Source organism: Kosakonia sp. (assembly GCF_032104925.1).
Classification (GTDB): Bacteria; Pseudomonadota; Gammaproteobacteria; order Enterobacterales; family Enterobacteriaceae; genus Kosakonia.
Genome location: NZ_DAMCGF010000003.1, coordinates 235,253 through 255,718, shown reverse-complemented (window position 1 = coordinate 255,718; position 20,466 = coordinate 235,253). Strand labels below are relative to the sequence as shown.

Annotated in this window: 21 protein-coding genes, 1 riboswitch and 1 other annotated feature; of the genes, 10 read left to right on the top strand and 11 right to left on the bottom strand. The window is 56.0% G+C overall.

Features of this window, described 5'->3' with window-relative positions; translation table 11 throughout:
• Positions 1–29 precede the first annotated feature (29 nt).
• The 9 genes from hisIE to hisL form a co-directional block, all read right to left on the bottom strand.
• Positions 30–641: a bifunctional phosphoribosyl-AMP cyclohydrolase/phosphoribosyl-ATP diphosphatase HisIE gene (gene hisIE / locus RT644_RS07510; RefSeq protein WP_097405685.1), complete on the bottom strand. Its 612-nt coding sequence runs from the start codon at positions 639–641 to the stop codon at positions 30–32.
• A complete protein-coding gene (gene hisF / locus RT644_RS07505) occupies positions 635–1,411 on the bottom strand; it encodes an imidazole glycerol phosphate synthase subunit HisF (protein WP_313626285.1) in 777 nt (258 codons plus the stop codon). The genes hisIE and hisF overlap by 7 nt, the downstream gene beginning before the upstream one ends.
• A complete protein-coding gene (hisA, locus tag RT644_RS07500; protein WP_249881379.1) occupies positions 1,393–2,130 on the bottom strand; it encodes a 1-(5-phosphoribosyl)-5-[(5-phosphoribosylamino)methylideneamino]imidazole-4-carboxamide isomerase in 738 nt (245 codons plus the stop codon). The genes hisF and hisA overlap by 19 nt, the downstream gene beginning before the upstream one ends.
• Positions 2,130–2,720, bottom strand: coding sequence for an imidazole glycerol phosphate synthase subunit HisH (gene hisH, locus RT644_RS07495; RefSeq protein WP_269230725.1), 591 nt, complete (start codon positions 2,718–2,720; stop codon positions 2,130–2,132). Before hisH ends, hisA begins: the two co-directional genes overlap by 1 nt.
• The gene (gene hisB, locus RT644_RS07490; RefSeq protein WP_313626284.1) at positions 2,720–3,787 is read right to left on the bottom strand and encodes a bifunctional histidinol-phosphatase/imidazoleglycerol-phosphate dehydratase HisB; all 1,068 of its coding nucleotides are present in this window, start codon (positions 3,785–3,787) and stop codon (positions 2,720–2,722) included. The genes hisH and hisB overlap by 1 nt, the downstream gene beginning before the upstream one ends.
• The gene (gene hisC, locus RT644_RS07485) at positions 3,784–4,845 is read right to left on the bottom strand and encodes a histidinol-phosphate transaminase (protein ID WP_097405689.1); all 1,062 of its coding nucleotides are present in this window, start codon (positions 4,843–4,845) and stop codon (positions 3,784–3,786) included. Before hisC ends, hisB begins: the two co-directional genes overlap by 4 nt.
• Positions 4,842–6,146 (bottom strand): histidinol dehydrogenase, encoded by a 1,305-nt coding sequence (gene hisD / locus RT644_RS07480; protein ID WP_313626283.1) that lies wholly within the window; start codon positions 6,144–6,146, stop codon positions 4,842–4,844. The genes hisC and hisD overlap by 4 nt, the downstream gene beginning before the upstream one ends.
• 4 nt (positions 6,147–6,150) lie before the next feature.
• The gene (gene hisG / locus RT644_RS07475) at positions 6,151–7,050 is read right to left on the bottom strand and encodes an ATP phosphoribosyltransferase (RefSeq protein ID WP_020454271.1); all 900 of its coding nucleotides are present in this window, start codon (positions 7,048–7,050) and stop codon (positions 6,151–6,153) included.
• Positions 7,051–7,085: 35 nt separating this feature from the next.
• Positions 7,086–7,208 (bottom strand) — a sequence feature (His leader region).
• The gene (gene hisL, locus RT644_RS07470) at positions 7,184–7,234 is read right to left on the bottom strand and encodes a his operon leader peptide (protein ID WP_001364200.1); all 51 of its coding nucleotides are present in this window, start codon (positions 7,232–7,234) and stop codon (positions 7,184–7,186) included. Its footprint overlaps the feature before it by 25 nt.
• Positions 7,235–7,409: 175 nt before the next feature.
• Here hisL and RT644_RS07465 point away from each other — a divergent pair, with 175 nt between their 5' ends.
• From RT644_RS07465 to tsuB, 4 genes are all read left to right on the top strand, one after another.
• Positions 7,410–8,237 carry an SDR family oxidoreductase gene (locus RT644_RS07465; RefSeq protein ID WP_045510635.1) on the top strand — a complete coding sequence of 276 codons (828 nt, stop codon included), beginning with the start codon at positions 7,410–7,412 and terminating at the stop codon, positions 8,235–8,237.
• 339 nt (positions 8,238–8,576) lie between these two features.
• Positions 8,577–9,938, top strand: coding sequence for an APC family permease (locus RT644_RS07460; RefSeq protein ID WP_045510632.1), 1,362 nt, complete (start codon positions 8,577–8,579; stop codon positions 9,936–9,938).
• 168 nt (positions 9,939–10,106) lie between these two features.
• Complete coding sequence (gene tsuA / locus RT644_RS07455) at positions 10,107–11,162, top strand: thiosulfate utilization transporter TsuA/YeeE (RefSeq protein ID WP_045510820.1); 1,056 nt, start codon at positions 10,107–10,109, stop codon at positions 11,160–11,162.
• 15 nt (positions 11,163–11,177) lie between these two features.
• On the top strand, positions 11,178–11,405 hold the full coding sequence (gene tsuB / locus RT644_RS07450; RefSeq protein WP_020454267.1) for a thiosulfate utilization sulfurtransferase TsuB/YeeD: 228 nt from the start codon (positions 11,178–11,180) through the stop codon (positions 11,403–11,405).
• 39 nt (positions 11,406–11,444) lie between these two features.
• Here tsuB and sbcB read toward each other — a convergent pair whose 3' ends face one another.
• Positions 11,445–12,869: an exodeoxyribonuclease I gene (sbcB, locus tag RT644_RS07445; protein ID WP_097405691.1), complete on the bottom strand. Its 1,425-nt coding sequence runs from the start codon at positions 12,867–12,869 to the stop codon at positions 11,445–11,447.
• Between the two features lie 210 nt (positions 12,870–13,079).
• Here sbcB and dacD point away from each other — a divergent pair, with 210 nt between their 5' ends.
• The 4 genes from dacD to RT644_RS07425 all read left to right on the top strand — a co-directional run bounded on the left by dacD (position 13,080) and on the right by RT644_RS07425 (position 16,522).
• Complete coding sequence (gene dacD / locus RT644_RS07440) at positions 13,080–14,240, top strand: serine-type D-Ala-D-Ala carboxypeptidase DacD (protein ID WP_313626282.1); 1,161 nt, start codon at positions 13,080–13,082, stop codon at positions 14,238–14,240.
• Positions 14,241–14,361: 121 nt separating this feature from the next.
• Positions 14,362–14,835: a DNA gyrase inhibitor SbmC gene (gene sbmC, locus RT644_RS07435; RefSeq protein ID WP_313626281.1), complete on the top strand. Its 474-nt coding sequence runs from the start codon at positions 14,362–14,364 to the stop codon at positions 14,833–14,835.
• Positions 14,836–14,961: 126 nt separating this feature from the next.
• Positions 14,962–16,020, top strand: a complete 1,059-nt coding sequence (locus tag RT644_RS07430; protein WP_045510623.1) for an FUSC family protein — start codon at positions 14,962–14,964, stop codon at positions 16,018–16,020.
• A 166-nt stretch (positions 16,021–16,186) separates the two neighbouring features.
• Positions 16,187–16,522: a DUF496 family protein gene (locus RT644_RS07425; RefSeq protein ID WP_020454262.1), complete on the top strand. Its 336-nt coding sequence runs from the start codon at positions 16,187–16,189 to the stop codon at positions 16,520–16,522.
• Positions 16,523–16,547: 25 nt separating this feature from the next.
• Here the strand turns inward: RT644_RS07425 and RT644_RS07420 are convergent, their stop codons facing one another.
• Positions 16,548–17,414 (bottom strand): GHMP kinase, encoded by an 867-nt coding sequence (locus RT644_RS07420; protein ID WP_045510620.1) that lies wholly within the window; start codon positions 17,412–17,414, stop codon positions 16,548–16,550.
• A gap of 441 nt (positions 17,415–17,855) precedes the next feature.
• A riboswitch (cobalamin riboswitch) is annotated at positions 17,856–18,038 on the top strand.
• Positions 18,039–18,136: 98 nt separating this feature from the next.
• Here RT644_RS07420 and RT644_RS07415 point away from each other — a divergent pair.
• Together RT644_RS07415 and cbiB are read left to right on the top strand one after the other, a co-directional pair.
• Positions 18,137–19,510, top strand: a complete 1,374-nt coding sequence (locus tag RT644_RS07415) for a cobyrinate a,c-diamide synthase (protein WP_313626280.1) — start codon at positions 18,137–18,139, stop codon at positions 19,508–19,510.
• Positions 19,507–20,463 (top strand): adenosylcobinamide-phosphate synthase CbiB, encoded by a 957-nt coding sequence (cbiB, locus tag RT644_RS07410; protein ID WP_313626279.1) that lies wholly within the window; start codon positions 19,507–19,509, stop codon positions 20,461–20,463. The genes RT644_RS07415 and cbiB overlap by 4 nt, the downstream gene beginning before the upstream one ends.
• Positions 20,464–20,466: the final 3 nt, after the last annotated feature.

Genomic DNA, 20,466 nt, shown 5'->3' with positions numbered 1-20,466 from the left:
CCGGGCAACGCCCGGTTTTTTTACGCCCGTTATTTATGCCGCTTGCGTAAATTCTCAATCACGGTCGTTAAATCAAGCTGCTGATCCTGTAACAGTACCAGCAGGTGATACATCAGGTCAGAGGCTTCGTTAGTCAGCTCTTCGCGGTCGTTCACGGTTGCCGCCAGTGCCGTTTCTACTCCTTCTTCGCCCACTTTCTGCGCGATACGTTTAGTACCGCTGGCGTAAAGTTTGGCGGTGTAAGAACTTGCCGGGTCGGCCGTCTTACGCGCGGCGAGCAACTCTTCTAACTGGTAGAGGAACAACCACTGGTGACTGGTATCGCCAAAGCAGCTGGATGTTCCCGTGTGGCAGGTTGGGCCGATTGGGTTAACCAGGACCAGCAATGTGTCGTTGTCGCAATCAGGCGCTATCTTCACTACGTTAAGGAAATGACCCGAGGTTTCACCTTTGGTCCATAAACGCCCTTTAGTGCGGGAGAAAAAAGTCACTTTGCCGCTTTCCTGCGTTTTAGCCAGCGCCGCTTTGTTCATGTAACCCAGCATCAGCACTTCGCCGGAAACCGCATGTTGCACCACGGCGGGCAGCAGTCCGTCGGTTTTTTCCCAGTCCAGTTGGGCCAGTTGTTGCTCTGTTAACATACCCTGATCTCCACGCCCTGGTCTGCCAGGTACGTTTTTAATTCACCAATATTGATAATCTGCTTGTGAAACACAGAAGCTGCCAGCGCGCCGTCAACGTTCGCATCGCGGAAGGCTTCCAGAAAATGTTCCATGGTGCCCGCGCCACCAGAAGCAATCAGCGGCACGTGGCACACCGCGCGCACTTTCTTCAGTTGTTCAAGGTCGTAGCCATTGCGCACGCCATCCTGGTTCATCATGTTCAGCACGATCTCCCCGGCGCCGCGCTTTTGCACTTCCTGCACCCAGTCCAGCGTTTCCCATTGCGTGACCCGGGTCCGGCTCTCATCACCGGTGTACTGATTAACGTGATATTTGCCCGTTTCGGCGTCAAACCAGGTGTCGATACCGACCACAATGCACTGTACGCCAAAGCGATCGGCCAGCCGTGTGATTAATTCCGGATCGGCCAGTGCAGGGGAGTTAATCGAAATTTTATCTGCACCGAACGAGAGAATTTTCGCCGCATCGTCAGCAGACTTAATCCCACCTGCCACACAGAAAGGAATATCAATCACTTCCGCCACGCGTGTTACCCAGCTCTTATCCACTACGCGGCCATCGCTTGAGGCGGTGATATCGTAGAACACCAGCTCGTCCGCGCCTTCTTCGGCGTAGCGTTTTGCCAGCGGCACAATGTCGCCAATAATTTCGTGATTACGAAACTGTACGCCTTTCACCACCTGGCCATCACGCACGTCAAGACAAGGGATTATCCGTTTTGCCAGCATTGAATGGCCTCCTTCACCGTGAATTTACCTTCCAGCAGCGCCCGTCCGACAATCACGCCTCGCACGCCAGTACCGCGCAGGGCGGCAATATCATTTAAACCGCCAATACCGCCGGAAGACTGAAACGCTACCTGCGGCCAGCGAGCGCAAATCTCTTCATACAACGCAACGTTCGAGCCCGCGAGCGTGCCGTCTCGCGAGATGTCGGTGCACAATACATGCTTCAGGCCAACAGCAAGATAGGTTTCCACCAGCGCTTCCAGCGTCACACCGGAGTTCTCCTGCCAGCCGCTCACCGCGACCTGCTTAGTGCCCTGTTCATCGATGCGCACATCCAGCGCCAGCACCAGCTTGTCTGCGCCAAAACGTGCAAACCAGCCTTTCACTACCTCAGGCGATTTTACCGCCGTCGAGCCGATGACCACGCGGGCAACACCGGCCGAGAGCAGGGCGGCGACGTCCTCTTCCGTGCGTACACCGCCGCCCACCTGTACCGGAACGTTCACCCCGGCAACCAGCGTTTTCAGCAACGGGATCTGGCGTTTCGCCGGATCTTTCGCACCGGTTAAATCGACGAGGTGCAGCACCTGCGCGCCCTGAGCGGCGTAATCCTGCAAGCGTGGCAGCGGGTCGTTGCCATAATCGCGCTGCTGCGCGTAGTCGCCCTGATGAAGACGTACGACGGTGCCGTCAATTAAATCTAAAGCTGGAATAATCATCACATCTCCAGGAAGTTTTTCAGCAGTTGCGCACCTGCGCGGCCGGAACGTTCCGGGTGAAACTGCACACCGTAAAAATTGTCTTTCTGCACCGCAGCGGTAAACGGCTCGCCGTAATCGCAACGGGCAATGGTGTACGCATTCACCGGCATGGCGTAGCTGTGCACAAAGTAGAAATAAGCGCCATCCTCGATGCCCTGGAACAGACGGTTGCCGGCTTTTGCGTAAACCTGGTTCCAGCCCATATGCGGCAGCGGCAGGCCAGCGTCTTTCATCTTCGGCACATCCTGTTCAATGATGCCCAACAAATCGACGCCGTGGGTCTCTTCGCTAAAGCGCCCAAGCAGTTGCATTCCCAGGCAGATGCCGAGCACCGGCTGCGTACAGGCTTTCACCAGTTCGATCAGGTCTCGCTCGCGCAGCTGATCCATCGCCGCCTGCGCGGTTCCGACACCGGGTAAAAACAGTTTGTCTGCGCGCAGCACCACATCCGGGTCGCGGCTGACTTGCGGCTCGTAACCGTGGCGCGAGACGGCGGATTTCACCGAGTTCAGATTGGCGCAGCCGGTATCGAGGATCACCACATTCATCACAGCACTCCTTTTGATGAGGGGAGCGTATCGCCTTCCACGCGGATCGCCTGGCGCAGCGTGCGGCCAAATGCTTTAAATAAACTTTCCACGCGGTGGTGGTCGTTTTTGCCTTTGGTTTTGAGATGCAGCGTCACCGCCATGGTGTAAGAGAGCGAGCGGAAGAAGTGCTCGACCATTTCGGTGCTCAAATCGCCCACGCGCTGGTAGGCAAATTCCGCTTTATATTCGAGGTGCGGACGGCCGGAGATGTCCAGCGCACAGCGAGCCAGACATTCGTCCATCGGCAACACAAAGCCAAAACGGTTAATACCACGTTTGTCGCCGAGCGCCAGTTTTAGCGCTTCACCCAGCGCCAGTCCGGTATCTTCGACCGTGTGGTGATCGTCAATATAGAGATCGCCTTTCACCACAATTTCCATCCGAAAACCGCCATGTGTCGCAATCTGATCAAGCATATGGTCGAAGAAACCGACGCCGGTGTGGATCTTGCTACCGCCTTCGCGATCCAGCCACACTTTGACATCAATCTGTGTCTCACGGGTGTTGCGTTCAACGTGCGCATAACGGTCGCGGCGCGTCAGTTGCTCACCAATCATCGCCCAGTTCAGCGTTTCAGGGTTGTATCGCAAACCGCCAATCGACATGTTGTTCGCCAGCTCAATGTCAGTAGTGCGATCGCCAATCACATAGCTGTTCATGCGATCGAGCGCGTCTTCCGCCAGCCAGCGTTCCACCAGTTTCACTTTCGGCTTACGGCAGTCGCACTCATCATCTGCAAAATGCGGGCAAATCAGCACCTCTTCAAACGCAATACCCTGCGAAGTAAAGACCTGCATCATCAGGTTATGCGGGCCATCAAAATCCGCCTGCGGGAAACTGCTGGTGCCCAGACCGTCCTGGTTGGTGATCATCACCAGTTTGTAGCCCGCTTTTTGCAGTTTCAGCAGTACCGGGATCACATTTGGCTCAAAGGCCAGCTTGTCGAATTTATCCACCTGATAATCGGTAGGCGGCTCGGTAATCAGGGTTCCGTCACGGTCAATAAACAGGTACTTCTGGCTCATACTGGCTCCGCACGTAAGGCGTCAATGACGCGCTGGCTCTCTGCACGGGTGCCAATGGTGATACGCAGGCAGCCGCTTAAAGAAGGTTGTTTGTTCTGGTCTCTCAGGATAATGCCTTGATCCCACAAAGATTTAAACACTGCGCTGGAAGCGGTCAGGCGCACAAGAATATAGTTGGTCTCTGAGTCAAACACCTGCTCCACACAGGGAATATCCCGTAGTGCGGTAACCAGATACTGGCGTTCAACCAGAATCTGCGCCACCCGCTCGCGCATCGCGACAATCCCCTGCGGGCTGAGCGCTTGCGCGGCAATATCTGCCACCGGCGTGGAGAGCGGGTAGGGGGCAATCACTTTTAACAGCAGCGCGATAACCTCTTCATTAGCAAGGGTAAAACCGCAACGCAGGCCAGCCAGCGCAAACGCTTTAGAAAGCGTACGCAGTACCACCAGATTCGGGTATTCACTGAGCCAGCCCGCCAGCGTGGCCTGCGGGCAAAACTCAATATACGCTTCATCCGCCACAACAATGGCTTTGCCGCGCGTCATTTCGAGCAAGACGCGGAAATCTTGCGGATTGATAATCTGCCCGGTGGGGTTATTCGGGCTGCAAACATAAATAATTTTGACGCCATCCAGTTTGTCGGCGATGCCTTGCAGATCCAGTTGCCAGTCGGCAAGGGCCGGAACGGTACGGTATTCCACGCCCAGCGTTTCGGCGCTGACGCTGTACATGCCGTAGGTCGGCGGGCAGAACAGTACCGCGTCTTTACCCGGTTCACAAAACGCGCGGATTAGCAGTTCAATCCCTTCATCTGCGCCACGGCTGACCAGCACTTGCTCCGGTTTTACGCCCGCATACTGCGCATAACTTTCGATAACCGCTTTCGGCTGGCACTCCGGGTAACGATTTAATGTTTGCTGTGTCAGTTCAAAAGGAACCGCTGTCGGGAACTCATTGGCATTCAGCCAGACGTCACCTTTACCGCCAAGACGGCGAGCCGACTGATAGGGCGTCAGTTCGCGCACGTTTTTACGCGCCAGTTCTTCAATGCTCATGCTTGCTCCTTTAATGCGTTAATGCGCAACGTGACGGCGTTTTTGTGAGCGGTCAGGCGTTCTGCCGCCGCCAGCGTTTCAATGGTACTGGCAAGCTGCGCAAAACCTTCCCGGGAGAGTTCCTGCACCGTCATACGTTTCTGGAAATCGGCCAGACCCAGGCTGGAACAGGTGGCGGTATACCCATAAGTTGGCAGCACGTGGTTGGTGCCGGAGGCGTAATCGCCTGCGGATTCCGGCGACCAGTCACCGAGAAACACCGAGCCCGCGCTGGTGATGCTCTCCACCAGCGAACGGGCGTCGCGAGTCTGAATGATCAGGTGCTCCGGCCCGTATTGGTTGGAAATCGCCACGCACTGCGCTAAGTCGCGCGTCACAATCAGGCGGCTGGCAGAGAGTGCCTGGCGAGCGGTTTCGGCGCGAGGCAGCTCCGCAAGCTGGCGTTCAACCGCCTCGGCTACACGGGTGGCCATTTCGCTGTCCGGCGTCAGCAGGATCACCTGCGAGTCCGGGCCGTGTTCCGCCTGCGAAAGCAGATCGGAGGCGACAAAATCTGGCGTTGCGCCGCTGTCGGCAATCACCAGCACTTCAGAAGGACCGGCGGGCATGTCAATCGCCGCACCGTCCAGACGCTGGCTGACCTGGCGTTTGGCTTCGGTCACAAAGGCATTTCCTGGGCCAAAAATTTTATCGACCTTCGCGATCGATTCGGTGCCAAAGGCCAGCGCGGCAATCGCCTGCGCGCCACCCACTTTAAAGATCGCCTGCACGCCGCACAGCTTAGCGGCATAGAGAATTTCGTCGGCAATCGGCGGCGGTGAGCAGAGCACCACTTTCTGGCAACCGGCAATACGCGCCGGTGTGGCCAGCATTAATACGGTTGAAAACAGCGGCGCGGAGCCACCGGGAATATACAGGCCAACCGAGGCGATAGGGCGGGTAACCTGCTGGCAACGCACGCCTGGCAGGGTTTCAACATCCACCGTTTGCAGCTTCTGCGCGGTGTGGAAGGTATCGATATTTTTCACCGCCACGGCCATCGCTTGCTTGATATCGTCACCCAGGCGCGCGCTGGCATCAGCAATTTCCTGTTCGGTGACTTTCAGCGCGTCGACCTGAGTCTTGTCGAACCTGGCGCTGTATTCACGCAGGGCGTCATCCCCGCGCGCTTTCACGTTATCCAGAATCTCAACCACGGTACGCGTGATGCTATCAGAAGCAGAGATCGCCGGGCGCATCAGCAAGTCGCGTTGCTGCGCTTCACTACAGCTATTCCAGTCGATTACGGTATTGAAGCTCATGGCATTACTCCATCATCTTCTCAATCGGCAGCACCAGAATGGAACTTGCTCCCAGCGCCTTCAGTTTTTCCATGGTTTCCCAGAACAGGGTTTCGCTGCTGACCATGTGCATTGCCACACGCTGTTGATCGCCCGCCAGCGGCAGAATGGTGGGGCGTTCAGCGCCAGGCAGCAGGGCAACGACCTCTTCCAGACGCTCGCTTGGCGCGTGCATCATGATGTATTTCGATTCGCGCGCCTGGATAACACCCTGAATACGGGTCAGCAGTTTGTCGATAAGTTGCTGTTTGGCGTCGGTCATTTCACCGTCGCGCTGGATCAGGCAGGCTTTGGAGCGGTAAATCACTTCCACTTCGCGCAGGCCATTAGCTTCGAGTGTCGCGCCGGTCGAAACCAGATCGCAAATCGCATCCGCCAGACCTGCACGCGGGGCGACTTCAACAGAACCATTTAACAGACAAGATTTAAAAGAGACGCCTTTCTGATCGAGATAGCGTTTTAACAGGTGCGGATAAGAGGTGGCGATACGTTTACCATCCAGCGCTTGCGGCCCGCTCCAGCTTTCATCCACTGGCGTTGCCAGCGACAGGCGGCAGCCGCCGAAATCGAGGCGACGCAGGGTGAAATAGCGCGGATCTTCACCCTGCGCGCGGCGGGTCAGCAACTCTTCTTCCAGCACGTTTTCGCCGATGATGCCCAAATCAACGACACCGTCCATCACAAGGCCCGGAATGTCATCATCGCGTACGCGCAGAATATCAATCGGCATATTTTCCGCCAGGGCGATCAGGCGCTGGGTGTGCAGGTTAATTTTAATCCCGCAGCGGGCCAGTAGTTCGCGTGAATCATCGCTCAGGCGGCCGGATTTCTGAATAGCTATGCGTAAACGCGAGTTGTCTAACATTCTGTTGTCCTCTTTTATCCTGCTGAATTTGGTTCAAAAAAAAGCCCCCGGAAGAAGATCTTCCGGGGGCTTTCTCTGCGTTCATGCACCACTGGAAGATCCAAACGTCTTCCAGCACACATCGCCTGAAAGACTAGTCAGGATGATGGTGATGATGGTGGTGTTTAAATTGAACGCGGGTCATAAAATTCTCGATGAATGTTTATTCATAAGTTGTCAGTTAACGTAAACCACTTTGGTCGCCGAAGGCAAGGGCTTTTTTTTATCATTAAATCATTTCATATTCGTTGTATGAATTGTCAGTTATCACTGGCTGGCGTAGCCTTAAACAGGTGGAAGCGAGAGTGCAGGGGAGAGGCATGAAAAAGGTCGCGATTATCGGATTAGGATGGCTGGGAATGCCGCTGGCACTGTCATTAACAGCGCGAGGTTGGCAAGTTACCGGCAGTAAAACCAGCCAGGATGGCGTCGAGGCGGCGCGTATGTGCGGCATCGAAAGTTATGTGCTCAACCTTGAACCAGAATTAGTCTGCGAATCGGCGGATCTGGATGCGCTGATGCAGGTCGATGCGTTAGTTATCACCCTCCCGGCGCGCCGCAGCGGCCCCGGCGAAGAGTTCTATCTGCAAGCGATGCAGGAGATTGTCGACAGCGCGCTGGCTTATCGCATACCGCGTATTATTTTTACCAGTTCCACCTCTGTTTATGGCGATGCGCCCGGTGTCATCAAAGAAACCACGCCGCGCCAGCCTGTCACCGCAAGCGGACGGGTGCTGAAAGAGCTGGAAGATTGGCTGCATAATTTGCCTGGCACATCGGTGGATATTTTACGCCTGGCAGGGCTGGTGGGACCGGCGCGCCATCCGGGGCGCTTTCTGGCCGGAAAAACCGCGCCTAACGGCCAGCACGGCGTTAATCTGGTGCATCTCGAAGATGTTATCGCTGCAATTACTTTGTTGCTGCAGGCACCGAAAGGCGGACACATCTATAATCTTTGCGCGCCGGGACATCCGTCGCGCGAAAGTTTCTACACGGCAATGGCGCGACAGCTTGGCCTTACGCCGCCCACCTTCACTGCGTCGCGTAGCGATGATGAGAAGGGAAAAATCATAGACGGCAGCCGTATTTGCAATGAACTGGGCTTTGACTATCTTTATCCGGATCCGGCTCAGATGCCGCTGGCGTAATTTTTTTAGCAATTAGTGCTATTAAAATGTTTAATAATTCAGCGATAGCCTAAAATTCAAGCATTTAGATGCATAAACGGTGCAGGGTAGGCCTTACCGTATTGTCATCCTGCTTCAGGATGGTGCAAAATACGCCGCTGCAAAAAAATGAAGAGACTAGCCGACGTTAATCCGTCGGTTATTTTTTTTGCAGGCACAAACGTCATTCAATAAAAGAGGCCGGGCTTCGTACCGGATAGATACACATTTAAAAACCGACAGTCGTTGTCGCTGAGGAAATAACACAAATGGGGCAATTTTTTGCTTTTGCGCCGGCACTCGCCGTACAGGAGAATCGCCATGACGCATAACGTTACTCCAAAAACCTCTCGCGTGGAATTACGTAAAACGCTTACGTTGATTCCGGTTGTAATGATGGGCCTGGCCTATATGCAGCCAATGACGCTGTTCGATACGTTTGGTATCGTCTCTGGCCTGACCGATGGCCATGTGGCAACCGCGTATGCCTTTGCGTTGGTCGCTATCCTCTTTACTGCGCTGAGCTACGGTAAGCTGGTACGCCGCTTCCCGTCTGCTGGCTCTGCGTATACCTACGCTCAGAAATCCATCTCCCCGGCCGTCGGCTTTATGGTGGGCTGGTCGTCGCTGCTGGACTATCTGTTCATGCCGATGATCAACATTCTGCTGGCGAAAATTTACTTTGAAGCGCTGGTGCCTTCGGTGCCGTCGTGGATTTTCGTGGTGGCGCTGGTGGCCTTTATGACGGTCTCCAACCTGCGCAGCATCAAAACCGTGGCGAACTTCAACACCCTGATCGTTATCCTGCAAATGGGGATTGTCGCCGTCATCGTTGGTTTGATCATCTACGGCGTTTCCCACGGCGAAGGTGCTGGCACGCTGGTAAGTTCCCGCCCGTTCTGGTCTGAAGGCGCCCATGTCGTGCCGATGATCACTGGCGCGACTATCCTGTGCTTCTCGTTCCTCGGCTTTGACGGTATCTCTTCTCTTTCCGAAGAGACCAAAGATGCTGAGCGTGTGATCCCGCGCGCCATCTTCCTGACTGCGCTGATCGGCGGCATGGTATTTATCGGGGCCTCTTACTTCCTGCAACTTTACTTCCCGGACATCTCCCGCTTTAAAGAGCCGGATGCTTCTCAGCCGGAAATCATGCTGTACGTTGCGGGTAAAACATTCCAGTGGGGCGTGCTGATTTTCTCCAGCGTGACCGTGCTGGCGTCCGGTATGGCCGCGCATGCGGGCGTTTCCCGTCTGATGTACGTGATGGGACGCGATGGCGTATTCCCGACCCGTTTCTTCGGTTATATCCATCCGAAATGGCGCACTCCGGCGTGGAACGTGCTGTTGGTTGGCGCAATTGCGCTGCTGGCGATCCGTTTTGACCTGGTCACGGCCACGGCGCTGATCAACTTTGGTGCGCTGGTGGCGTTCACCTTCGTTAACTTGTCGGTGATCTCCCAGTTCTGGATCCGCGAAAAACGCAACAAGACGCTGAAAGACCATTTCAACTATCTGCTGCTGCCAGTGTGCGGTGCGCTGACGGTTGGCGCTCTGTGGATCAACCTTGAGCAAAGCTCGATGATCCTGGGGCTTATCTGGGGCGGTATCGGCCTGGTTTACCTGGCGTGCGTGACGCGCAGCTTCCGCAATCCAGTCCCGCAGTACGAAGATATCGCGCAGTAAATTTTCTTCTGCATATCTACTCAGCCGGAGCCTTGTCTCCGGCTTTTTTTATATCTGTTACCTCCCTATTAATAACCCGGCGAACTAAGTTAGATAATTTCGTTATTGGTTCCGTCCAAGCTGCGCGTGGAAAATTCACGATCTGGTTTTTCTGACGTAGCTACCGTTATGTTTTCAATGATATTGAGTGGATTGATTTGCGGCGCACTGCTGGGGTTTGTGATGCAGCGCGGGCGCTTCTGCCTGACCGGCGGATTTCGCGATATGTATATCGCCAAAAATAACCGGATGTTTTATGCCCTGTTGATTGCCATCGCCATTCAAAGCGTGGGTGTCTTTGCCTTAATCCAGAGCGGAGTGCTGCAATACAATGCCGGGACGTTCCCGTGGCTTGGCACTGTTGTTGGCGGGTACATTTTCGGACTGGGGATTGTCTATGCTGGCGGTTGCGCGACAGGCACCTGGTACCGTGCAGGGGAAGGGCTGATCGGGAGCTGGATTGCGCTGTTTACCTATATGGTAATGAGCGCGGTTATGCGTTCCCCACATGCAGACGGCATTAATGGGTTGCTGAAAACCTACAGCACCGAACATAACTCGATTGCCGAAACTTTCGGTGTCTCTGTCTGGCCCTTTATCGCCCTGCTGCTTGCCGTCACGCTGTGGGCAGTTGCCAGAGAGCTGCGTAAGCCGAAGCTGAAGATTGCGTCATTACCGCCGCGTCGCACCGGGCTTGCACATCTGTTGTTTGAAAAGCGCTGGCATCCTTTTGTCACTGCGGTACTTATCGGTCTTATCGCACTGCTGGCCTGGCCGCTTAGTGAAGCGACTGGCCGTATGTTTGGCCTCGGCATTACCTCACCCACCGCCAACATTTTGCAGTTTCTGGTGGCGGGGCAGAGTAAGTTCCTCAACTGGGGCGTCTTCCTGGTGCTGGGGATTTTCCTGGGGTCGTTTATTGCCGCGAAAGCCAGCCGCGAGTTTCGCGTACGCGCGGCGGATGCGCAAACCACGCTGCGTAGCGGGTTTGGTGGCCTGCTGATGGGTGTGGGAGCCAGTATGGCTGGCGGTTGTTCGATTGGTAATGGTCTGGTAATGACCGCGATGATGACCTGGCAGGGCTGGGTCGGGCTGGTATTTATGATCCTTGGCGTATGGACGGCGTCATGGTTTTTATATGTCCGTCCGCAGCGCAAAGCGAAACTGGCGGCGGCTGCGGCTTAACTTACAGGAGCTGTTATGGCTGTAAAAAAACTGGACGTGGTAACGCAGGTTTGCCCGTTTCCTCTGATAGAAGCAAAAGCGGCGCTGGCGGAGATGGCCCGCGGCGATGAATTGATTATTGAGTTCGACTGCACCCAGGCGACGGAAGCTATCCCACAATGGGCGGCGGAAGAGGGCCACACCATTACGGATTACCAACAGGTTGGCGACGCCGCCTGGAGTATTACCGTGCAGAAAGCGTAAAGCGTAAGCCGATGCCCTCCCGTTAGCGGGAGGGCTCTCTCAGACAATCTCTTCGGCGTACTGCCACAGCGCTTTCAACAGCGCCTGCTTTTCACTATCGCCTTCATATTGCTGGAACAGCGCCTGCAGCGTTTCGGCGTATTGCTGCAAAAACTCGGGAGTGAAGACATTGCGGCGATGCGTAAGCCAGCGCTGCTGTTCGTGCTCATCCAGCGTGCCGGGGAAGTTACGCGCCCGGTAGTTAAACAGCAGTTTTTCAATGCGCGCATCGGCAAAGGTGATGTCCAGCGCGGGCAGGTTGCGCGGCTCGGTTTCCAGCAAAATTTTCATCGCGGCGCGGTCGGCATCGCTGAAAAAGCCGTTGTAGATTTGTGCGTCCACGTTCTCAGAAGGGACAAACGGTTCCGCCTCGGCGAAAATCGCCAGCACTTTCTCGCGCACCTGCGGGTTATCGCGCAGAATTTGCAGATTATCCAGGCACTGCTGGCGGTTAATGCCCAGCCGCCCGGCGTCCTGCGGGCGCAGCGTATTGGCCTGCGCCAGGATCGGGCACTTATTCAGATGCACCAGTTTCACGGGCACCGCCGCGCTATCGCCGAGTTCCGCTTTCGGTGTATACAGCCTTTCGCGCAGCGCATCGGTATCCAGTTCCAGCAGCGGTGACATGTCTCCCGCCAGATCCACCATAATTACCGCGTTGCGGTTTTCCGGGTGCCAGGCCAGAGGTGCCACCCAACTGGTGTTACCGCGCCAGGCACCAAACATCCCGGAGACATGCACCAGCGGTTTCATTTGCGGCACATCGATCAGCGTCGCCAGCTTCTGCTTGTGACGATGGCTGAACAGGTAGTCGAACAGCTTCGGCTGCTTCGCTTTCACCAGTTGCGCCATGGCGATAGTGGCGTAAACATCCGCCATTGCATCGTGGGCGTTGGCGTGTTCAATGCCGTTGGCTTTTGTCAGGTGCTCAAGGCGGAAACTGGGCAGACCGTCTTCATTTTCCGGCCAGTTAATCCCGTCCGGGCGCAGGGCGTAGCAGGCGCGCATAACGTCCAGCAAATCCCAGCGTGAATTATGGTTCTGCCAGCTCCAGGCGTAAGGATCGTAGAAGTTGCGGTAGAAAATATTGCGCGTCACTTCGTCGTCAAAACGCACATTGTTGTAACCGAGCACACAAGTGTTCGGCACGGTGAACAGATCGTGAATACGTTTGGCGAAAGCTGCTTCGTTCTCGCCTTTAGCGCGGGCAATTTGCGGGGTGATACCGGTTATCAGCACCGCTTCCGGCTGCGGCAGATAGTCGTCCGCCGGTTTGCAATAGAAGACTTCCGGCTCGCCAATAATGTTGAAATCCGCGTCGGTGCGAATCGCGGCGAACTGCGCCGGGCGATCCAGCGCCGGGCTGGTACCGAAAGTTTCGTAATCGTGAAAGAGAAAAGTGGGCGTTGCGGCGGAATCAGACACCAGATGCTCATCCTGTCAGTAAATATGCGCTCTATGGTAAACCATCCTGTCGCGTGTGCCGAAGGAAAACCGGTCATTCTTCCGCAGACCTTCGCAAAAACAGACGCTTGAAATCGATCCATGTCACACTTTTTTGCAATTTAACCAGGTAACGACACACGAAGTTCCGTACAAAGAACGACGATTTTAGATGCCATTGAGGATATTTCATTGAAACGCCGTTTGTTTGCTGCTTCTTTGCTGGCGGTTTGCGTTAACCACGCTTACGCCGACGACTTACCTTTTGCCCCTCAGCCCCCGGTAATTCAGGCAGGCTCCTGGGTATTGATGGACTACACCACCGGGCAAATCTTAACGGCGGGCAATGAACATCAGCAACGTAACCCGGCGAGCCTGACCAAACTGATGACCGGCTACGTGGTTGACCGCGCCATCGATAGCCACCGCATCAGCGCTGATGATGTCGTCACTGTTGGAAAAGATGCCTGGGCAAAAGGAAACCCGGTGTTCGATGGTTCTTCACTGATGTTCCTCAAACCGGGCGATCGCCTGACGGTGCGTGATTTGAGCCGCGGTTTGATTGTTGATTCCGGTAACGATGCCTGCGTGGCGCTGGCGGATCACGTGGCGGGCGGGCAGCCGCAGTTTGTCGCCATGATGAATGATTACGTCCAGAAGCTAAATCTGCGTGATACCCATTTTGAAACCGTACACGGGCTGGATGCACCGGGTCAGCACAGCTCGGCGTATGACCTGGCGGTGCTCTCGCGCGCCATCATTCATGGCGAGCCGGATTTCTACCATATGTACAGTGAAAAAAGCCTGACGTGGAACGGCATTACCCAGCAAAACCGCAACGGTTTACTCTGGGATAAGACGCTGAATGTTGACGGGCTGAAAACCGGCCATACGTCTGGCGCAGGTTTTAACCTGATAGCCTCAAGCGTGGACGGAGAACGTCGCCTGATTGCGGTGGTAATGGGCGCCGACAGCCCGAAAGGGCGTGAAGAGCAGGCTCGTAAGCTGCTGCACTGGGGCCAGCAGAACTTTAATACCGTGGAAATTTTGCGTAACGGTAAAAAAGTCGGAAGTGAGCGCGTGTGGTACGGCGATAAAGAGCAGGTTGATGTTGGCACCGATCGGGATTACTGGCTGGTGCTGCCGAAAGCGGAACTGCAAAACGTAAAAGCCAAATATGTACTGGACAGCAAGGAGCTGGATGCGCCGCTGGCAGCACATCAGCGCGTGGGGGAAATCCAGCTTTATGACCGCGATAAAGTGATCGCGCACTGGCCGCTGGTCACGCTGGATAGCGTCTGCAAAGGCGGCTTGTTCTCGCGTCTTAGTGATTACTTCCACCACAAAGGCTGACACCGTCAGGCGTCGGCTGGAAGGCATGCGAAGTTGCTCGCATAATTGAGCGGTTGCAGATGGCAGGCGCAGGCCTGCCCGTTATACTGTATGTTCGAACAGTAACGCTAAGGGAGTTAGTATGAGCTACACAGTCAAGCAGTGTGAAAAACGCCGTATCGCCGGGTTTCATCTGGTCGGGCCGTGGGACGAGAAAGTTAAACAGGGATTTGCACAGCTGTCGATGTGGGTTGATAACAAGCAGATCCAGCCGCTGGAGTGGATTTGCGTTTATTACGACAACCCGGATGAAGTACCCGCAGAAAAATTGCGGGCGGATGTGGCAATCACCGTTGACGCTGCGTTTCAGGTGCCAGCCAACAGCGAAGGGGTGATGACCACTGAGGTTCCGGGCGGCCAGTACGCGGTGGCGCAGGCGCGGGTTTACAACGAAGAGTTTGCAGCAAACTGGGATCTCTTTTTCGATGAGTTGCTCGCCGATCAGGCATTACAAATTTCGTCCGGACCCTGTTTCGAAATCTATCGCAACGACGGGCAGCGCGACGGTTACTGGGAGATTGAGATGTATATTCCGGTGGAGTCGAAAGCGCTGTAAGCTGTAAACGCACGCAAAGGGACGTCAGGATCAAACTGGCGTCTCTTTTTTGTTTTAAAAGGTGATCTCTGCCACTGAAAAATCCTACAATTGCGCCTCTTTTTACTACTAGCCCGGAGAACGGCCGTGCGCCGCGACAAATCACTCAGCCCTTTTGAAATTCGTCTTTACCGCCATTATCGCGTCGTTCACGGCGTGCGCATTGCTCTGGCCTTTGTGCTGACTTTCCTGCTGATCCGCCTGCTGGATGTGCCGGAAGGCACCTGGCCATTAATAACGCTGGTGGTGCTGATGGGGCCAATTTCCTTTTGGGGGAATGTAGTACCGCGCGCTTTCGAACGTATCGGCGGCACTATCTTCGGGGCCGCACTGGGGCTGGTAGCGTTAAGGCTGGAGCTGATTTCTTTGTCGCTGATGCTGGTGTGGTGTGCCGTTGCGATGTTTATATGCGGCTGGCTGGCACTCGGTAAAAAACCTTATCAGGCGCTGATTATCGGCGTGACGCTCTCGGTGGTAGTTGGCGCGCCGACCGGGGATATGCATACGGCGCTGTGGCGCAGTGGCGATGTGATCATTGGCTCGCTGCTGGCCATGTTGTTCACCGGCATCTGGCCGCAGCGGGCGTTTTTGCACTGGCGCATTCAGATGGCGAATTATGTCACGGCGTTTAACCGGGTCTATCAGGCGGGTTTGTCCCGCAACCTGGTGGAGCGGCCGCGTCTGGAAAAGCACCTGCAAAAAATTCTTAATGACGTGGTAAAAATGCGCGGCTTAATCACGCCAGCCAGTAAAGAAACCCATATCCAGAAAGCGATTTTTGAAGCTATCCAGACCGTCAGCCGTAATTTGGTGTGCATGCTGGAGTTGCAGATCAACGCCCACTGGAGCTCGCGCGCCAGCCATTTTGTCATGATCAATGCGAATACTTTGCGTGAAACGCAGCAGATGACGCAGCAGACGTTGCTGACCATTGCCCACGCGTTGTATGAAGGCAACCCGCAGCCGATTCTGGCAAACACGGAAAAGCTCAATGAGATTGTCACCGAGTTACGCCAGTTAAGCCGCGCGCATCAGGGGGATGCACTGGCCGAAACCTCGATTCATGGTTATGTCTGGTTAAGCCTGGAGCTGGCGCGCCAGCTGGAATTGTTATCGCATTTGATCTGCCGGGCATTGCGCAAATAAGCGGCAAATAGCCGCTGTACACAGTCTGGTTGTTTCGATTCAGCTGGATTTGTGGTTATGATAGGGAAAAGGAAAAATTATTGTCATATGCAACCGCTTTGGGTAGGTTTGCCTCTAAGCTTGTTGCGTTAACGAATCCGAATCTCACATTATCAGGGGTGTAAAAATGGAAACAACCAAGCCTTCGTTCCAGGACGTTCTGGAGTTTGTGCGTCTGTTCCGCCGCAAAAACAAGTTGCAGCGTGAAATTCAGGACGTTGAGAAGAAGATCCGTGATAACCAGAAGCGCGTACTGCTGCTGGATAACCTCAGCGATTACATCAAACCGGGCATGAGCGTTGAAGCCATTCAGGGCATTATCGCCAGCATGAAAACCGACTACGAAGATCGCGTAGATGATTACATCATCAAAAACGCCGAGCTGTCGAAAGAGCGTCGCGACATCTCCAAAAAGCTGAAAACCATGGGCGAACTGAAGCCGGCTGAAACGAAAACCGAATAATGCCTCGCGGTGAGAGGTTCGCCTCTCACCCTTCTTTCACGCCGCCCGCCACCATCTTCAATAAATAATTTTTCGGCCAGTGCGCCGCCAGTTCTCTCTTCGCTAAAAACCGGCAAACCGCCTCCACATCGTGACGTGCCGAATCCAGAAACAAACCCACCACGCTCCCGCTGTGCGCCACGTTCAGACCGTATAAACCGAACTGCTCCACCAGGTTGAGCAGGGTAGTGAACGCAGGTTTCGGCAATAGCGCCTGGCTGGCTATCGCGCTGAGCGTTGCGGCTTCGCCGAGCAGTGCGGCATCTTTTTGCGCGCACGCGCGCTGTAGCATTTGCCACGCGCTGTCCAGGTTTTTCGCATTGTCCAGCAGCGCCTGCTGGCGCGCCATCCGGTGATAATCTGCGGTCGTCAGCGTCAGCGGGCTTTCCAGTAGCAGGATCTCGGTGGGCGGCAGCGCGCCACAGGGAATGCGCGTTGCCGCCGTGTTGTGGTCAAACAGCGTCAGGCCTGAAAACAGGGTGCTGTCGGTCGGCTCCAGCGCCACGCAAAGTTGCGCCAGCGTCTCTTCATCCAATGATTGATTGAGGTGCCGGGCCGCCGCCACGGCTGTCGCCGCAATATCGGCGGTGCTGCTGGCCATGCCTTTCGCCACCGGAATCGTCGAGTGGCAGTCGATACGCAGGGTCGATGAGAGGGATGCGGGGAGTTGCCAGTGCGCCAGCAGTTGCCTGAGCATCGCGCGGGTGAGCGGGCGTTCATTGGCAAGCGGCGTACCGGTGGTGACTTCGACGTGGCTGTACCACGCCACCGGGCAGGAGACCAGCTTTTCGCCGCCGAGGATCCAGCCCTGGATAATTTCGCCGCAGGATGCGGGACATGCTGCCTGCGCCACGGTGCTTCCCCTTAAAAATAAAACCGGATAGTGTCACTTCATCCGCGCGAATGCCAGCGTTAACCACTGCCGGTATATATCCATCAGGGCACGAAGCATACCCTGTTATTGCACTCGCAGATGGCTTTTACCTTCGGCAGGTAAGGATTTTCGCAGGATCGATAGTGCACAGCCTTTTCCGTCAGCGCTATCACCCGGCTGCGCCGGTATTTTTTTACCGCCTGAGACGGTGTTGAATTACGCATGAAGTTTCCAGCGCTAAAGATCGGTTGGCGAAAGCTGAATAAATCAGGTGTTGATAAAAACGGGCACGCAATACATTGTCATAGCGCAACAAACTCGTGTTTACGCGACGATAAACTGCTTCAGTTTTATTTCCCTGCGGCAATTCAGTGCGCTTTGGGGAAATGTCATGAGAGCGCGAACCCTGTTTTCGCGCCGTGACGCAATAAGCCAACAGGTTTTGCCGCCGCTTTTTGCGCGGCTGGGAAGGGGGTGAAAATCCCCCGCAGCCCCCGCTGCTGTGATGCTGACAACCCCGAAAACACCACTGATCGCCAGATCGGGAAGGACGGGTGAGGATGATGCTAAGCCAGAAGACCGACCTGATGGGCCATTATCAACAACTTCGGTGGGAAGTGGGTTGCTCAGAAGCGAACGGTCGCAAGACCGGGCAAACGCGCGCCTGACTTCAGCTTTCCGCCCGTAATGGGGTGTCAGGAATGTCAAACCGGCGCAGCGCCTTTCTCCTTGCCGGAACCGGCAGCGGCTGTGGAAAAACCACCGTCACGCTGGGGCTGCTCACTGTTTTTAAGCGCCGTGGCTTACGTGTTCAGCCATTCAAAGTTGGTCCGGATTATCTCGATACCGCCTGGCACAGCGCCGTTTCTGGCGTTGCCTCCCACAATCTCGACAGCTTTATGCTGCCGGAACCCACGCTAAACGCGCTCTTTAGCGATCATGCTGCCGCATGCGATGTCGCGGTTATTGAAGGGGTGATGGGATTGTACGACGGCTATGGCACCGACCCGGATTATTGCAGCAGCGCCGCGCTGGCAAAACAGCTCGGTGTTGCGGTGATTTTACTCGTTGATGGCAAAGCGGTGTCGACCTCCATTGCCGCCACGGTGATGGGTTTTCAGCACTTTGATCCGCAACTGCCGATTGCCGGCGTTATCGTGAACCGGGTCAACAGCGACAGCCATTTTCAGCTACTTAAACACGCCATTGAACGCTATTGCGCGCTCCCGGTGCTGGGCTATGTCCCGACCACGCCCGGCGTTGCGTTGCCGGAGCGCCATCTCGGGCTGGTGACCGCCCGTGAATCAGTGGAGGAAGCGCGGCCGTGGCACGATTTTGCCGGGCGTCTGGAGCAAACCCTTGATATCGACCAACTGCTGACGCTCAGCCAGGTCACGACCCTTCCCGCAGGGCAAATGCCGCCGTTGCCGAATGTCGTTGCAGGGCTGACGCTGGCATTAGCCTTTGATGAAGCCTTCAATTTTTACTACCCCGATAACCTCGATTTACTGGAGCGTGCAGGTGTGCGCATTGTGCGCTTTAGCCCGCTGCGGGATCGCCAGTTGCCGGAATGCCAGATGCTGTGGCTGGGCGGCGGTTACCCGGAGCTGCATGCGCGGGCGTTATCAGAAAATACCCCGATGCTGGAGGCTATCCGCGGGGCGCATCGGCGTGGTGTGGCGATCTACGCCGAGTGCGGCGGGCTGATGTATCTTGGCACCGCGCTGCGTGATGCGGACGGCGAGGAGTGGCCAATGGCGAATGTGATCCCCGGTCTTAGCGTGATGGGCAGCAAACTGACCCGCTTTGGCTACTGCGAAGCCCGCGCCACGCAGCAGACCTTACTGGCGGCGGCGGGTGAAACCCTGCGCGGTCATGAATTTCACTACTCGGATTTCACCGCGCAAACGGCGGCGGTGCTTGACTGCCATAAAACCCGCGACGGCGAAGTACTCAAACGCTGGCAGGGCGGCTGGCAGGTTGGCAACACGTTCGCCAGCTACCTGCATCTGCACTTCGCCCAACGCCCGCAAATGCTCAACCACTGGTTTGCCGCCGCATGGAGCGCGCAATGACGCTGCTTGCCTGGGCTGTGGCTTTTTTACTCGATCGGTTGCTGGGCGACCCGCCGCACTGGCCGCATCCGGTACGCTGGATTGGCGCGCTGATCAACCTGCTGCAAAGCATCGTGCGGCGCTGCTGCCATAGCGATAACGCGCTGCGCGTGGGCGGCGGTGTGATGTGGCTGGTGGTGGTCGGCGTGAGCTGGAGTCTGGCCTGGGGCGTGCTGGCGCTGGCGAACGCCATTCACCCGTGGCTCGGCTGGTGCGTTGAGGTGTGGATGATTTTCACCACGCTCGCCACCCGCTGTCTGGCGGACATGGCGCGGGAAGTGGAAAAACCGCTGCGCGAAGGGCTTCTGGCGCAAAGCCGCGAAAAACTCTCATGGATCGTCGGGCGCGATACCCGCCAGTTGCAGCCGCCGCAAATCACCCGCGCGGTGGTGGAAACGGTCGCCGAGAACACCGTCGATGGAGTGATTGCCCCGCTTTTCTTTTTACTGCTCGGCGGCGCGCCGCTGGCGATAGCCTATAAAGCGGTCAATACGCTGGATTCGATGGTCGGCTACAAACATGAAAAGTACCGCGCCATCGGCATGGTCAGCGCCCGGCTGGATGATGTCGCCAATTTTATCCCGGCACGCCTGAGCTGGCTGCTGCTGAGCGTCGCCGCCTGCTGCTGCCGCCAGAATGCCCGCGCCGCGTTGCGTATTGGTTTTCGTGATCGGAACAATCACAGCAGCCCGAACTGCGCCTGGCCAGAAGGCACCGTGGCGGGGGCGCTCGGCGTGCGCCTTGGCGGGCCAAATGACTACTTCGGCCAACGTGTCGACAAACCCTGGATTGGCGATGACACCCGCGCCATCGACGTGGATGACATCGGGCGAGCCATCCGGATGATGTGGCTGGCCTCGACGCTGGCGCTGGTGCTGTTTGCACTGGTGCGTTTTGTGTGGATGGGAGCCTGAGGA

What these genes read in the sequence shown, in the direction of transcription:
- sbmC (WP_313626281.1), top strand. Translation starts at nt 14,362, where the DNA reads ATGAGCTACACAGTCAAGCAGTGTGAAAAACGCCGTATCGCCGGGTTT.
- cbiB (WP_313626279.1), top strand. Translation starts at nt 19,507, where the DNA reads ATGACGCTGCTTGCCTGGGCTGTGGCTTTTTTACTCGATCGGTTGCTG.
- hisG (WP_020454271.1), bottom strand. Translation starts at nt 7,050, where the DNA reads ATGTTAGACAACTCGCGTTTACGCATAGCTATTCAGAAATCCGGCCGC.
- RT644_RS07465 (WP_045510635.1), top strand. Translation starts at nt 7,410, where the DNA reads ATGAAAAAGGTCGCGATTATCGGATTAGGATGGCTGGGAATGCCGCTG.
- RT644_RS07425 (WP_020454262.1), top strand. Translation starts at nt 16,187, where the DNA reads ATGGAAACAACCAAGCCTTCGTTCCAGGACGTTCTGGAGTTTGTGCGT.
- RT644_RS07415 (WP_313626280.1), top strand. Translation starts at nt 18,137, where the DNA reads ATGTCAAACCGGCGCAGCGCCTTTCTCCTTGCCGGAACCGGCAGCGGC.
- hisA (WP_249881379.1), bottom strand. Translation starts at nt 2,130, where the DNA reads ATGATTATTCCAGCTTTAGATTTAATTGACGGCACCGTCGTACGTCTT.
- hisC (WP_097405689.1), bottom strand. Translation starts at nt 4,845, where the DNA reads ATGAGCATTGAAGAACTGGCGCGTAAAAACGTGCGCGAACTGACGCCC.
- hisH (WP_269230725.1), bottom strand. Translation starts at nt 2,720, where the DNA reads ATGAATGTGGTGATCCTCGATACCGGCTGCGCCAATCTGAACTCGGTG.
- hisIE (WP_097405685.1), bottom strand. Translation starts at nt 641, where the DNA reads ATGTTAACAGAGCAACAACTGGCCCAACTGGACTGGGAAAAAACCGAC.
- hisB (WP_313626284.1), bottom strand. Translation starts at nt 3,787, where the DNA reads ATGAGCCAGAAGTACCTGTTTATTGACCGTGACGGAACCCTGATTACC.
- hisF (WP_313626285.1), bottom strand. Translation starts at nt 1,411, where the DNA reads ATGCTGGCAAAACGGATAATCCCTTGTCTTGACGTGCGTGATGGCCAG.
- tsuA (WP_045510820.1), top strand. Translation starts at nt 10,107, where the DNA reads ATGTTTTCAATGATATTGAGTGGATTGATTTGCGGCGCACTGCTGGGG.
- RT644_RS07460 (WP_045510632.1), top strand. Translation starts at nt 8,577, where the DNA reads ATGACGCATAACGTTACTCCAAAAACCTCTCGCGTGGAATTACGTAAA.
- hisD (WP_313626283.1), bottom strand. Translation starts at nt 6,146, where the DNA reads ATGAGCTTCAATACCGTAATCGACTGGAATAGCTGTAGTGAAGCGCAG.
- tsuB (WP_020454267.1), top strand. Translation starts at nt 11,178, where the DNA reads ATGGCTGTAAAAAAACTGGACGTGGTAACGCAGGTTTGCCCGTTTCCT.